We start from the raw sequence: 14,672 nt of genomic DNA, 5'->3' as shown, positions 1-14,672 counted from the left end.
TTAAAAAAATATATACTTTTTTAGTATACTTTTTATTAAAAAAATATAGACCAAACTAAAACAAATTATGAATTTATCAATTATTTTTTTCTATTAAGTCTTTAAAAGTTATACCATCTAACTCTTTTATTAAAACTTCTCTTACATTATCTAAAGCCTTATGAATTTCACATTTGTTTGCCCTATTTAGATTACAGTATTCTTTATCATAAAGACATCTATTTACACAAATAGGTCCATCTACTGCCTCTATTACCTCTCTTAAAGTTATTGATTCAGGCCTTCTATTAAGTGAATATCCACCTTTTACTCCCCTATAGGATTTTGTAAGGCCTGCCTTGGTTAATTTCCTCAAAATTTTCAATGTAAATCTTGATGGTATTAGTTCACTTTCTGATATTGTCTTAGCATCTACCTTAACATCAGTTCCTTTTTTCGATAAAAACAAAATAATTCTTAGAGCATAATCTGCTTCCTGTGTTATCCTCATTTGTTCACTCCTAATTCAAAGTATACCTTTTTAGTACATTTTTTATAATAATACATTGTTTTTAAATTGTCAATATTTTATCCTAATTTTTATTTATTTTATTCTTTATTTATCTTAATCCCATTAACCTTAATTTCCCCAACATTATTATTCAGTTTATGTTTATCTACATCTCCATTTATACTTATATCTCCTATATCCAATTTAATATTAACTGTACCATAATCCCCCTCTAATTTTACATCTCCTATTCTATTTTCAATATTTACTTTGTTAAATTTTCCCATTATGCCTATTTGTCCTATTCTATTTAATATATCAATTTCATTTATTTTTTTAGGGACCTCGATAATGCAATGTGAATTAATACTTGTTATATCATCATCTATAATTTTACCCTCTTTATCAAAGAGACCTTTATCATTAGAAATAATAGTTATTATTCCATTTTTTTCTGAAACTTTGTAATCAAACTTGCTTAAAAACTCATTTACCTTCTCTTCATTATTTCCTCCTATTTTTTTATCAATTTTGAATATTAATTCATCTGTGTTAGTCTGTTTAATATCTATATCTGATATAATACTTTCAATTTTTAATTTTTTTGCTTTATCAATTTCTATTTTTCTACTATAGGTATCTTCTTTAACAAATGGTGCTTTTATTGAAGACTTATATTCATCTATACAACCTACAACCAAAAAGTTTAGTAAGAATATAAAAATACTATAAACAATATATTTTTTCATATATACACTCCCCCTATCTATATCATTTTCCCATCAGTTGATTTAGATATTTTATTTCATCTTTATTTAAATTTAATGCATAAATTCCATTTTTATATGCCATTTCTAAAGCCTTTTCTTTTTTTATACCTGCTCTTTGTAGATGTTTGATTTCATCATAAAATCCCTTCACATGATATACTCCATATGCCCCTGAATCACTTCCTACAGCTATTTTAACTCCCATTTCATATGCCTTATTCACATTTTCAATCTGTTCATTGTATACCCTTTCAATTATTGGAAGCTCTTTTTTAAACTTCTCATCTGAGTAAATTACTAAATTACCTAATGGTGCAAGTGTAGGAACCCATATTACATCATTTTCAGCCATTAAATATAATTCTTTTTCTGTAATATAATATCCATGTTCTATAGTAGTTACTCCCGCTTTAATAGCAATTTTTACAGCTTCACTGGAATTTACATGTACCATTACTGGAATACCATTAGCTTTAGCATAATCCACCATATATTTTAATTCCTTTAATGTAAAAGCAATTTCACCTATATCTTGGTATTTTCTAAAGTTAACTAGCCCTGTAAGGGGGATTTTAAGGTGGTCTAATCCTCTCCTTTTTAAAATATCAAATTCCCTTTTAAAGTCCTCCAAATCATTTATAGCTTTACCTAAAAATTTCCCATAACAACCTTTTTTATATATTGCATATGCTGGTGATTTATAAATTAATCCTTCATCTTTAGCAATTTTTCTGATTATATTTGAAATCCCTAAGTTATCTCCACCATCCCTTAATGCATATATTCCATTTTCTTTATACTTTTTAAATATATTCCTAACAATAGTTTCAATATTACCGTTTTTTAGTTTCTCCCTTGCTTTTTTAAAGTTAATGCCATCTAGTGTTATATGAATGTGAGCATCTATCATTATTTCACCTTCTACTTAGACTTTATATTTCTTATCTTCTCCTCTTTATATATTCTATGACTTACTTTTAATTCCTTCATTATTAATACATTATTTTCCATATCCTTCTACAATTTGAGTAAGTCTCTTTTCTGACTTGTCGGATAATCCTAAGTCTTTTAACTCTTTTTGAAGCTTTTCATAGGTCCCGTATCCTTTAATATAGCCATTTACTCTAGCTGCTGATGTTGAATTTATAAAGTCGTTAAAATTAGAATAGATTTTTCTAAAGTCGGTCATTATTTCCCTTATATGCTGTAAATAATGCTTTTGATGATAATTTTCAGCAAGATAAAACTTAGAGTAAGGTATAATCTCTGTAAAAATTTTTTTCTTTGTTCTTTCCTCTTCCTCATTTTTACTTTCTTGAGCTAACCTTTTTTGTTCTTTATTATGATAAAATATTATGGACATATATTGCCTAGAATATGGTTGGTTAGTTGGGTTGTGACTTTTAAAAAATATTTTAAGTAACTCCTTGTATGTAATTTCTTCAGGATTATATTCAATTTGTACTGTTTCTGTATGATCACCTAAATCACGGTAGGCTGGATTTTCTTTTGTGCCACCAGCATATCCTACACGGGTTTTATATACACCCTTTGTTATCCCGAACCGGGCATCCGGACCCCAAAATCAACCTAAAGCAAAAGTAGCTATTTGTAATTTCTTGGGTACAGATAAATCTATAGATGGATATAACATAATATTACTCCTTTCTAAGTCAATATTTAGTAATAATGTACCCAAGTTTATCACTGTTTATAGACACACTACTAAAAACTAAATAATAAAAAAGTCAAAAAAATAAAAAAAGCGAGCAAAGCTCGCTCCGCTAGGGAAACCTAGTTCCCCTTCGACAGGTGCTTTTAACCCTTAAGCACCCATCTAATACGGCAAGGGATTGCATCCTGTAACCCTATTTTTTATTACATGTTATAACTTCTAATCTAATTTATACTATTCCTTCTCTTGTATTTTAATACTATGACAAAAATATATTCTTATACAATAACATTCTTTAGTTTCTTTTTTTAGTACTCTGCCTTATAACAAGTTTATGGGGCAAAATATAGTCTTCTTTATCAATTTTTTCTCCCTTAATAAGTTTATATACTAATCTCATAGCTACTGCACCCATATCATAGATTGGCTGTTTTATAGTAGTAAGAGAAGGGATAAAAAGTGATGCTAAAGGAATGTCATCAAAACCAACAACTGAAACGTCCTCAGGCACATTCAACCCATTTTCCACTACACACTTTATAACACCACATGCCATTTCATCGTTAACACAAAAAACTGCGGTAGGAGGATTTTCTAGCCTTAGGAATTTTTCCATTGCTTTATATCCACTTTTTGCTTTAAAATCCCCCTCCATAACTAGCCTGTTATCAAAAGGCACTTTATAGTCATCTAAAGCCTTTTTATATCCTTCAAATCTTTCTACTCCTGCTGTTTCATCTGTTTCAGCTGCTCTAATAATAGCTATTCTTTTATGGTTTAATTTTATTAGGTGTTCAGTAGCATCATATCCTGCTTTAAAGTTATCTATATCCACGTTAGGAATCTTAAACTCTTTTACCTTTCTATTGACAGTTACTACAGGTTTCTTAAAGCTTCTTAAAAAATTCCTATGCTCATCTGTTACACCTTTTGTCATGAAAATTATTCCATCTACTTCCTTATTAGATAGTATTTCTAGAAATTCAACCTCTTTTTTAAACTCATTGAAAGAGTTACAAAGGAGAATATTGTAATCATAAACATTTGCAACCTCAACTATCCCCTTTACTAGTTCAGAATAAAAGGGATTTGAAATATCTGTAATTAGCACTCCTATAACCTTTGTTTTTTTGTTAACCAAACTTCTTGCTATAGAGCTTGGTTTATAACCTGTCTTTTCTATTACTTTCATAACTCTGTTATAAGCCTCAGGACTTACATATTTACTACCGTTTAGGACCCTAGAAACCGTAGCCTTTGAAACTCCAGCAAGCTTAGCTATATCCTTAATTGTTGTTTTCTTCAATATTTTTTCACTCCTGTTTAATGGTGATAATTTATATCTTTTTTAAACTGAACCTTTTCTCTTCCCCTTCATTAATAGAAACTTTTTTATCAATATGATTAAACTCTAATCTATTACCATCTATTAATTTGTATATAACTTCTTTAGTGTTAACATTAACTTCCAACTGTCTACCTTTAAATCTAACTCTAAATCTATAGCTATCCCACTTTTCAGGTAGATAAGGGTTAAAACTTAATTTTCCATCATATACTCTCATCCCTGCAAATCCATTTATAACACACATCCAAGTACCAGCCATACATGCAGTATGGACACCATGATGTGAATTTTTATGGTAATTATCTAAATCAACCCTTGCAGTTTGCATAAAGTATTCATAGGCTTTATCATAATAACCTAATTCTGAAGCCATTACACTAAAAATACATGGTGATAAAGATGAGTCATGGGTAGTAATAGGTTCATAGTAATCATAATCTCTTTTTTTCTCTTCCCAAGTAAACTTATCTCCTAATAAAAAGAGTGCAAGAAGTACATCTGCTTGTTTACATACTTGGTGTCTATATATTACTAACGGATGATAGTGTAAAAGAAGAGGATATTTATCATCTGGTGTGTTTTCAAAATCCCATATTGGTTTTTCCAAAAATGTATCATCTTGAGGATGAATACCTAGTTTTTTATCATAAGGTAAATACATATTATCTGCTGCCTTTTTCCATTCCTGTACTTCTTCCTCTTTTAAATTTATCTTCTCCTTTAGTTTATTATAGATTTTAGGATATTCATTTTCCAAAAGCTTTGCTATATCATGAGCATACTCTAGATTCATTTTGGCCATATAATTTGTATAACAATTGTTATTAACTATAGCAGTATATTCGTCTGGGCCTGTTACACAATCTATGCAGAATTTATTGCCTTTATTAGGGATGTAACTGCCTAAATCAGCCCATAACCTTGCAGTTTCAAAAACTATTTCTGCACCATATTTTAAAAGAAAATCTATATCATCAGTTGCTTCTATATATTTTTTCAAAACATAAACTATATCTGCATTAATATGATATTGAGCTGTACTTGCTGGATAATATGCAGAACATTCATCTCCATCTATAGTTCTCCAAGGGTATAATGCACCTTTTTTATGGGCCATAGTTCTTGCCCTTTCCCTTGCCTTATCTAATATTTTATATCTATATCTTAATAGTTTTCTACTAATCTCTGGGTAAGTATATAAAAAGAATGGTAGAATATATATTTCAGTATCCCAAAAATAGTGCCCTTCATATCCTTCTCCTGTAAGTCCCTTTGCCGCTATATTAGTTTTACCATCTCTACCTACAGATTGCAATAGGTGAAATTGATTAAATCTAATCCCTTGCTGTAGTGCTTTATCACCATTTATTTCAACTAATGCATTATTCCAAAACTCTTCTAAAAATTCTTTTTGACCTTTTAGAATCTCTTTAAATCCCTTCTCCTTTGCTTTTAATAATGTATCCTTGGCCCTCTCTAGGAGTTCTTTTTCTTTATAATCTTTTGATGTATAATAACTTATATACTTAACTAAGGTAATTTCTTCTTCTCTTTCAGCGTTAATTACATACTTTGTTGTAACCATTTGGTCTGGATTATCATTTAATATTTCAAAGTCATTTTTTGTTTCTAACTCGTTCTCCATTCCACAAACTAATGTAAACTTTGTGTTTACAGTCTGTTGTTTTAAAGCACCAAATGTTTTGTTTTGATATTTTTCTATAAGTTTTAATACTTGACCATTAAATACAGACCCTACTCTAGGGTCTCCTTCTTCCTCATGATTCTTAACATTACCATCTAATGATGATATAAGAGTTATTTTCCCTGAAAAATTAATAGGTTTAACCTTATACTCTATTGTAGCTAGGTGTTTATTATTTAAAGATACTAATCTTTTAATACTTATTTTTACTTTTTTGCCTTTTGGAGACTCCCATATTAATTTTCTTTCTAAATATCCTTCCTTCATATATAGGGTTCTTCTGTAGGATAGCAGCTTACCACTAAACATATTAAATTCTTCATCATCTATATAAAGCTTAATAATTTTACTATTAGTAACATTAAGCATAGTCTGGCCATATTTAGGATACCCGTAGGCTTCTTCACCATAGCTTATTGGTGCAGACTCATAAAATCCATTTAAATAAGTCCCATCCAAAGATGTTTCCTTTGGACCATAATATCCTTCCTCAAAATTTCCTCTCATACCGATGTATCCGTTACCTAATGAAAATATAGTTTCATCTAAAAAATTTGTATCAATATCAAATTGTTCTTCTACAATATTCCATTCATCTAAAGGGTATGTCCAATCCTTCATTACTTTTTTTCTTGCCATATAACTTCACCCTTTTTCTAGTTATTTTTCTGTAATAAAAAGTCTTAATCACTCTTATGTCCGGAAATTCCTCCAACGAACTTCCGGACATAAGATTTAATTGAACATATTATATTTGTTTTAGGCTTATCTTGCCTTTGGTTCTCCTACTTCAAAGCCAGTTACATCTTGTAAGTCTAATTCTAATTCTTCTAATGCTGTTTGTGCGTCCTTTTCACCTGTTAGTACTGAGTAAACTGCCTTGAAGAATAATGTTGATACTTTATTGTAATTTGGTGCAGTTGCTGTTGAAGGACGAGCTACTGCATTAATGAATACATCATATAATTTACCCATAAATGGACTAGCTTCTAAAATATCCTCATCTTTGTATAAAGATTTTATTGTTGGGTTAAATGAACCTTCTGTTGCTCTCATTTTTTGAACTTCAGGTGAAGCAAAGAATAATGCAACATCTGCCGCAACATCTGGATGTTTACTGTATTTACTTACTGCTAACTGCCATCCACCTAATGTAGCTGCTCCCTTTCCACTCTTACCAGCTGGTAATGGAGCAACATCAAACTTGCCTTTAATTGCACTATCATCAGAGTTACCTAACTTATAAGCATATGGCCAGTTACGCATGAAAGCAGCATTTCCTGCTTGCCATATATTACGTGCATCCTCTTCTGCCATTCCAGTTACACCTTCAGGAGATATAGTTCCTACCCAACTAGCAGCTTTGTCTATTATTTCTACAGCATTTGGATTGTTAATAGTAATCTTTTTGTCTGGACTAATTATTGTTCCTCCGCCATTTGATGCTACCCACTCTAGAGCATCGCAAGTAAGTCCTTCATATGCATCTCCTTGCCATACAAATCCCCAAAAGTCTTCATTTCCTGCTTTTCTTTCACCTTCTTGTATAGTTTTAGCAGCCTTTTCTAGTTCATCCCAAGTTTTTGGCACTTCTAGGTTATATTTTTCTAATAAATCTGCTCTATAGTATAGAAGGCCTGCATCTGTAAACCATGGAATAGCAACTAATCTTCCGTCAACTGTATTATTTTGAATTAAAGCTTCAAAGTGATCATCTGCTACTTCCTTTGCACCATATTTATTTAAGTCTACAAAGTGATCTGCTAAATCTCCAGGCCAAATTACATCTATTTGATATACATCTACCTCTGGACTTTTGGCCTCTAAGAATTGTAAATATAATCCTAATCTGTCTTGAGCTAAGTCAGGAGTATCTAAAACTTTTACTTCAACATTTGGATGTTCTTCCATATACATTTGTGCAGCCTTTTTAGTAAGTTCTAACTCATTACCTACTGCACCACCTGCAACAGTAATAACTATCTTTTCTTCAGACTTGCCATTATCATTTGATTCTGTCTTTTCAGTGTCAGTGTTTTCAGTAGTTTCGTTACTAGTTTCATTACTAGTAGTTTCAGTACCAGTATTATTACTACATCCTACAGTAAATAGTGTAAATGTAAGTACAAATACTAACATTAAGGCTATTAATGATTTTTTCCTCATGATTAATCCCCCTTCATATCTTATTATTCTTTGTTTTGCCTAAAAATCATAAAAGTTATGTAAGTTTTATTTTGGGCATCCCCCCTATAACTTTATATTTATGTTTATATTTAATTATTAACCCTTTACAGCACCTGCAGTTAATCCTGCTATGATTCGTTTTTGGAATATAAGTACTAATACAACTATTGGTACAGTAACTATAACAGATGCAGCCATAATCTCACCTAAAGGTTCCTGTCTAGCAATAACCCCAGTAAAATATTGAATAGCAACTGGTACTGTTCTAGCTGTAGGTTCTATTGATGTAAATGTTAGGGCAAATAAATATTCATTCCATGCAGCTATAAATGATAGCAAGCCTGTAGTTACTAGGGCTGGAGCTGTTAAAGGTAATAATATCATTCTGAAAGTTTGGAATGGAGTAGCTCCATCAACTTGTGCTGATTCCATTATTTCTACAGGTAAATCTTTGAAGAAAGATGTTAAAACCCAAGTTGTAAATGGTAATGTAAATAACATATATGACAGTATCATACTAAGTCTGGCACTAAGCCCTAACTTATTTATAACTGCATATAAACCAGCTAAAACTGTTACCTGTGGAAACATTGTCATAGCTAATATTACATATAGTGCTGGTTTTTTACCTCTAAATCTTAACTTACCTAATGAAAAAGCAGCAAAAGAACCAACTGCCAAAGCTAAAATTGTTGTAGAAGTTGCTACTATTGTACTATTTACTAGTCCCCTTATGAATTGGCCATCCTTAAAAACTGATATATAATTCTTGAATGTTGGAGAAAAAGCTTTAGTTTCAGGGTCTCGTGGCACAAAAGTAGCTGGTGTCATTTGAAGTTGTGCCTCTGATTTAAGTGATGAATTTACTGCCCAATAAAATGGGAATAACATATATACAAATATAAAACATATAAGTAAATAAAATGCTGTTTTCTTAATTATGTACCCTGTCTTTTTCTTACCTCTCATCAGTATCAACCCCTAACATTCTGATATATATAACTGCAAATATAGAAATAAATATGAATATAATAACACCTATTGCTGAAGCAAGTCCCATGTTCCTATTTCCTATCAACTGAAAATAGTTATATGTTGCCATTGAGTATTTTCTACTTGATAGTAGAACTTGGAATACGTCAAATACCCTTAGTGCATCTAGTGTACGGAAAACCAAAGCAACTGCTATAGTTGGTTTTAACATTGGTAGGGTTATTGTAAAGAACTGACGAAGTTTACTTGCTCCATCAATTTCTGCAGCTTCATAAAGTGTGTCTGGTATAAGTTGTAATCCTGCTAAGATAAGTAATGCCATAAAAGGGGTTGTTTTCCAGACATCTACTGCTATTATAGATGGAAGCTGTAGTCCCTCAGTAGTTAAAAAGGCAATTTGTCCATTACCTATACCAAGCTTATCTAAGACAGTGTTAAAAAATCCTATTCTATTTGGCTGAAGCATTCCTTCCCACATTTTAGCAGATACAACTGTAATTACTGCCCAAGGTACTAACATTACTGTTCTCATTATTCCTCTACCTTTAAAATTACTATTAACTACCAAGGCTATGGCTAGTCCTAAGACAGTTTCCAATGCCACAGAAATCACAGTAAAAACAAGGGTGTTCCAAATTGCAGAGATAAAGTTCGGGTCTGTAGCACCTATAACATACCTTTTTCCAAACAAGGTAAACTGATTTAATTCCTTATATCTTCTAGGTTCCCGAGGGAGAATTCTTATAGCTCTTTCATACATAGGTTCATTTGTCTTAGGGTCAATTTTTTGTTTACCATTTTCATCTAATATTGGTGGCAATTCTTTTATAGTAATACTTAACAATTCCTTATAATTTTCTAAGCCTATAAATTGTGTTTCCTTGTCTGCACCGGCAAAGGTTTTATCTGTAAAACTTGTATAGAATACTGATCCAAGTGGATATAATGCAATTAATACTAGTATTAAAACAGTTGGTAAAAGCAATCTATAGGCCAGTTTTTCTTCCCTTTTGGCTAGTTTTGACATATTATTTTTAGCCATTTCTTTCCCTCCTTTCAGAAAAACTATACGCAAACTTTGTCCAAGTTATTACAAGATATTATAGTTTCATGAAACCGGTTTCCTGATAGTAAAAAAATATAAACTTGATAATTTTTAAAAATTATTCATCAGAAACTTTGCAACCGTTCCCAATAGTTCAAATTTTCTGATATTTTGCTTTAATTATAAGTGGAATTTTTTCCATTGTCAAGTTAAATTATATATTTTTACCATAAATTATCTGTTTTATACCTTTTAAAAACTAGAATTTTTTTTAAAATTATGACATTAATCAATTCTATTGATTTCTTTATTTATACCATGGTATCATTTTTATAAAAAATTATAAAAACTGTTCTTCCTAATCAATATTAGTAGTATCTCAAAATCTAAGCAAAACTAAATATAAAACCTATAAATAAAAAATCTAATTTTACTAGAAAACCATTATAGGAAAAGGAGTGATATCCTTGTTATTTTTTGTGCAGAAAATAATCGATATAGCTAATACACTTCTTTGGTCTTATATACTTATTGCACTTCTTATTATACTTGGGATTTATTTCACTATTAAAACAAACTTTGCCCAATTTCGCTTTATAAAAGAAATGTTTCGATTATTAGGAGATAGTACTAGTTCTATTTCATCAAATGAAAAAGATGGAGTTTCCTCTTTCCAAGCCTTCTGTATAAGTACAGCTTCAAGGGTTGGAACTGGTAATTTAGCTGGAGTAGCAATCGCAATTTCACTGGGCGGGCCTGGTGCAGTTTTCTGGATGTGGTTAATTGCATTAATAGGTGCTGCATCAAGCTTTGTTGAAAGTACATTAGCCCAAATATATAAAGTTAAAGATAAGTATGGATATAGAGGTGGTCCCGCATATTATATGGAAAAAGGATTAAATAAGAAATGGATGGGAGTCCTTTTTTCAGTTTTAATAACATTATGTTTTGGACTTGTTTTTAATTCAGTACAAGCAAATACAATAACACTTGCATTTAAAGAAGCATTTGGTATAGATAGATTGGTAATGGGATTATGCTTAACAATTATTACTGGTTTAGTAATATTTGGAGGGGTTAAAAGGATTGCTAGGGTAGCTGAATTAATTGTACCTATTATGGCTTTAGCCTATATACTAGTAGCCCTTTTTGTTGTATTTAAAAATATTTCTTCCCTTCCTGAAGTCTTCAGTATAATAATAAGTAATGCCTTCGGCCTTAAAGAAGCTGTAGGCGGAGGAATAGGTTCAGCTATTATGATGGGAATTAAGAGAGGTCTATTCTCAAATGAAGCTGGAATGGGAAGTGCGCCAAATGCAGCTGCAACAGCAGAGGTTAGTCATCCAGTAAAACAGGGGCTTATTCAAACTTTAGGTGTTTTTACTGATACACTTTTAATTTGTAGTGCTACTGCTTTTATTATCATATTATCAGGAAATTATACTGCTGAAGGTTTAACTGGGATACAACTTACACAAATTTCCTTAAGTAATCATGTTGGTCAGTGGGCAGAAATGTTTATAGCTATATGTATACTATTATTTGCTTTCAGTTCTATAATAGGAAATTACTATTACGGTGAAACAAATATTGAGTTTATGAACTCAAATAAGGCCTTAATGTTTTTATATAGAGTTGCAGTTCTTGGTATGGTAATTTTCGGTTCCATAGCAAAAATCAAAATTGTTTGGAGTATGGCAGATTTATTCATGGGTCTTATGGCTCTTACTAATCTGATTGCTATTTCCATGCTAGGCAAAATTGCTTTTAAAGCCTTAAATGATTACTCTAGTCAAAGAAATATAGGAAAAGAACCTGTTTTCTTCACAAGTAATATCCAAGGATTAAAAAATACTGATTGCTGGAATAGATCACAAAAAATGAAAAACATAGCTTAAAAAGAGGTGAAAAATTAATTTTTCACCTCTTTTTTACTAGCTTTACTATATTATAATTTTTTATTTACAGCATAAAATTATTACATATCATATCCCTTTTTAAAGGCTTTCATATTAGTATCTATATATTTAGAGGGGACATTCTCTTTTATAGCTTCTTCCCAAATATCCATAGGGATGTCTAAATATTTTGCCATTATGCCTACAAGAATAGTATTTGCAACCTTAGGTGTACCTAATAGTTTACCTTCATCTGTTGCATTTATAGTTATAACATCATACTTTTTAGATAGTCTTTCTTCTATGTCACCAGGATACTTTTCTTTTTCTGCCATAACATGGGCAGGTGGTATTTTTGAAATATTAATAATAACCTTAGCTTTTTCCTTTAATATCCCACTCCATCTTAAACCTTCAAGTGGCTCTAATGCTAATAAAATATCCCCAGATTTAGGAGGAATATTTGGGGAATAAACTTTTTTACCAATTCTGACACTTCCCCAAACCCTCCCTCCTCTTTGTGCTAAGCCTATTACATCATTACTTTTTACATCATATCCTGCTTTAAGTGCAGCTTCACATATTAGCTTTGTAGTCAAAACTAACCCCTGTCCACCTACTCCTGCTAAAATTATATTTTTATTAATCATATATACAACCCCCTATTCAGACCTTTTTATTGCACCAACCGGACAAACCTGTGCACAAACCGAACAACCTACACACATATCACTGTTTATAGAAGATTTTAATTTGTCAAATCCCTCATATTCTTTCATAAGTATAGGTGGACAATTTGTTTTGACACAACTTCTACATCCTATACAAATCTTAGGATCTACATAAAAATGTGTTTCCTTTATTTTAAATTTTAGGGCACATGGTCGTGTAGTTATTACTATTGACAAGCCGGGATATTTTATTTCTTCATTAATGATATTTTTAGCTTCCTTATACTTAAATTGGTCAACTACCTTTACCCTGTCAAATCCCATAGAATTTATAAGCTTAACCATATTTACATTCATATCATCTTCCTCAGCATAGCTACCTGAGCTTGCAGTATGCTGTCCTCCAGTCATAGCAGTAGTTCCATTGTTTAATATTATTATTGTCATATTTTCACCATCTTCCATCTGATGAAGCATATTTACCATACCTGGCATTCCAGAGTGGAAGAAAGTACCATCACCTATAACTGCTACTAGAGGCTCTCCTTTATCCTTCATATTTAGTGCTTTAGTCATTCCCTTTAATATCCCAATACTGGCTCCCATACTTATTATGGTATCTAACACTTCTAATGGATATAATGCTGCCAAAGAATAACATCCTATATCTCCTATAACCTTTTTTCTGGATTTCTTTAGAATATCAAAAACTGGTCTATGGGGACATCCTGAACAAAACATTGGAAGTCTCTGAACTGTCTTAACCTCATCATTTTCTTTATATTTTAATTTATCTATTACACCTGCAGAAAAAAGGCCTTTTTCTATATCTTCTGTACTCAGTTCCCCTGTAAATGAAAAATATTTTTTACCTTCACAGTCTATTCCATTTATCTTTAATTCATTTTCAATAAAAGGCATCATTTCTTCAATTACTATAACTTTAGAATATTCTTTAGCCAGTTGTTTGATTTTTTCTATTGGAAGAGGATAAACCATTCCAAGTTTATATATGCTTATATCAAGTCCTAATTCCTTTAGGTTGTTATAAACTAAACCAGAAGTTATAATAAGCACATCCTTGTTATTACCTTCTTCAAGTATATTTATATCCATATTTTCTGCAGCTTGTTTAAGCTTTTCAATTCTATCTTTCATTACATATTGCTTTTTATAAGTATTAGGTGGCACCATACAATAGTCTGAAAGATCTCCATTAAATCCAGTTATATCTCTTTCTTCTCTTTTTTCTAATTTAACTTTACTCCTACTATGGCACAATCTACTAGTTATTCTCAACATAAAAGGTGTAGAATACTCTTCACTTAATGAGAAAGCAATCTTGGTGAAATCCTTTGCTTCTTGACTATTACTAGGATCTAAGATTGCCATATTAGCAAATTTACCTATAATCCTATTATCTTGCTCATTTTGAGAACTAGACATTCCCGGATCATCACCAGTTACTAATAAAAATCCTCCATTTATCTTTGTTTGAGTGAAGGTCATTAAAGGATCAGCTGCTATATTTACTCCTACATGTTTCATACTTGCCATAGCCCTTGCCCCTGCAAAGGATGCTCCTATTGCTACTTCTAATGCTACTTTTTCATTGGTGGAAAATTCTGAATAAATTTCATCATAGTTTCTCTTTATACTTTCCATTATATCCACGGTAGGTGAACCCGGGTAACTAGCTGCCACAAGCCCTCCTGCTTCATAAAATCCTCTAGCAATCGCTTGATTTCCAGTTAGAACAACCTCTTTAGTTTTCAAATAATCACCCCTTTATAGCTATTTAGTTTTTTTATACCCATTTATTTTAATAAAACCCGTTTTAGGAGACTAAACATTAATTTTTATACTTTGTTAAACAATAAAAAAGCGAGC

11 protein-coding genes and 1 pseudogene are annotated in these 14,672 nt (G+C 31.2%); 1 reads left to right on the top strand and 11 read right to left on the bottom strand.

Going from position 1 to position 14,672, the window contains the following annotated elements:
• Positions 1-76: 76 nt before the first annotated feature.
• From BET03_RS11745 to BET03_RS11705, 9 genes and pseudogenes are all read right to left on the bottom strand, one after another.
• The gene (locus BET03_RS11745; RefSeq protein ID WP_120170491.1) at positions 77-490 is read right to left on the bottom strand and encodes an RrF2 family transcriptional regulator; all 414 of its coding nucleotides are present in this window, start codon (positions 488-490) and stop codon (positions 77-79) included.
• 98 nt (positions 491-588) lie between these two features.
• Entirely contained in the window at positions 589-1,239 is a 651-nt protein-coding gene (locus BET03_RS11740; protein WP_120170490.1) for a hypothetical protein, read from the bottom strand.
• 22 nt (positions 1,240-1,261) lie between these two features.
• Positions 1,262-2,170 (bottom strand): amidohydrolase family protein, encoded by a 909-nt coding sequence (locus BET03_RS11735; protein ID WP_120170489.1) that lies wholly within the window; start codon positions 2,168-2,170, stop codon positions 1,262-1,264.
• 90 nt (positions 2,171-2,260) lie between these two features.
• A pseudogene (locus BET03_RS11730) lies at positions 2,261-2,833 on the bottom strand (peptide-methionine (S)-S-oxide reductase MsrA); the annotation flags it as partial.
• A 397-nt stretch (positions 2,834-3,230) separates the two neighbouring features.
• The gene (locus tag BET03_RS11725) at positions 3,231-4,241 is read right to left on the bottom strand and encodes a LacI family DNA-binding transcriptional regulator (protein ID WP_120170487.1); all 1,011 of its coding nucleotides are present in this window, start codon (positions 4,239-4,241) and stop codon (positions 3,231-3,233) included.
• Positions 4,242-4,272: 31 nt separating this feature from the next.
• Positions 4,273-6,627 (bottom strand): glycoside hydrolase family 65 protein, encoded by a 2,355-nt coding sequence (locus BET03_RS11720; protein WP_120170486.1) that lies wholly within the window; start codon positions 6,625-6,627, stop codon positions 4,273-4,275.
• Positions 6,628-6,753: 126 nt separating this feature from the next.
• Positions 6,754-8,154, bottom strand: a complete 1,401-nt coding sequence (locus tag BET03_RS11715) for an ABC transporter substrate-binding protein (RefSeq protein ID WP_207666072.1) — start codon at positions 8,152-8,154, stop codon at positions 6,754-6,756.
• A 117-nt stretch (positions 8,155-8,271) separates the two neighbouring features.
• Positions 8,272-9,144: a carbohydrate ABC transporter permease gene (locus BET03_RS11710; protein ID WP_120170485.1), complete on the bottom strand. Its 873-nt coding sequence runs from the start codon at positions 9,142-9,144 to the stop codon at positions 8,272-8,274.
• Complete coding sequence (locus BET03_RS11705; protein ID WP_120170484.1) at positions 9,134-10,210, bottom strand: carbohydrate ABC transporter permease; 1,077 nt, start codon at positions 10,208-10,210, stop codon at positions 9,134-9,136. Before BET03_RS11705 ends, BET03_RS11710 begins: the two co-directional genes overlap by 11 nt.
• 482 nt (positions 10,211-10,692) lie before the next feature.
• Between BET03_RS11705 and BET03_RS11700 the strand changes: the two genes are divergently transcribed.
• Positions 10,693-12,111: an alanine/glycine:cation symporter family protein gene (locus BET03_RS11700; protein ID WP_279230397.1), complete on the top strand. Its 1,419-nt coding sequence runs from the start codon at positions 10,693-10,695 to the stop codon at positions 12,109-12,111.
• An 80-nt stretch (positions 12,112-12,191) separates the two neighbouring features.
• Here BET03_RS11700 and BET03_RS11695 read toward each other — a convergent pair whose 3' ends face one another.
• Together BET03_RS11695 and BET03_RS11690 are read right to left on the bottom strand one after the other, a co-directional pair.
• Positions 12,192-12,761, bottom strand: coding sequence for an indolepyruvate oxidoreductase subunit beta (locus tag BET03_RS11695; protein WP_120170482.1), 570 nt, complete (start codon positions 12,759-12,761; stop codon positions 12,192-12,194).
• Between the two features lie 12 nt (positions 12,762-12,773).
• On the bottom strand, positions 12,774-14,558 hold the full coding sequence (locus BET03_RS11690; RefSeq protein WP_120170481.1) for a thiamine pyrophosphate-dependent enzyme: 1,785 nt from the start codon (positions 14,556-14,558) through the stop codon (positions 12,774-12,776).
• Positions 14,559-14,672: the final 114 nt, after the last annotated feature.

The sequence above is a fragment of the Thermohalobacter berrensis genome (assembly GCF_003609645.1).
Lineage (GTDB): Bacteria > Bacillota > Clostridia > Tissierellales > Thermohalobacteraceae > Thermohalobacter > Thermohalobacter berrensis.
The sequence above is the reverse complement of the archived record's forward strand: the minus strand, read 5'-3'. Positions and strand labels throughout refer to the sequence as shown.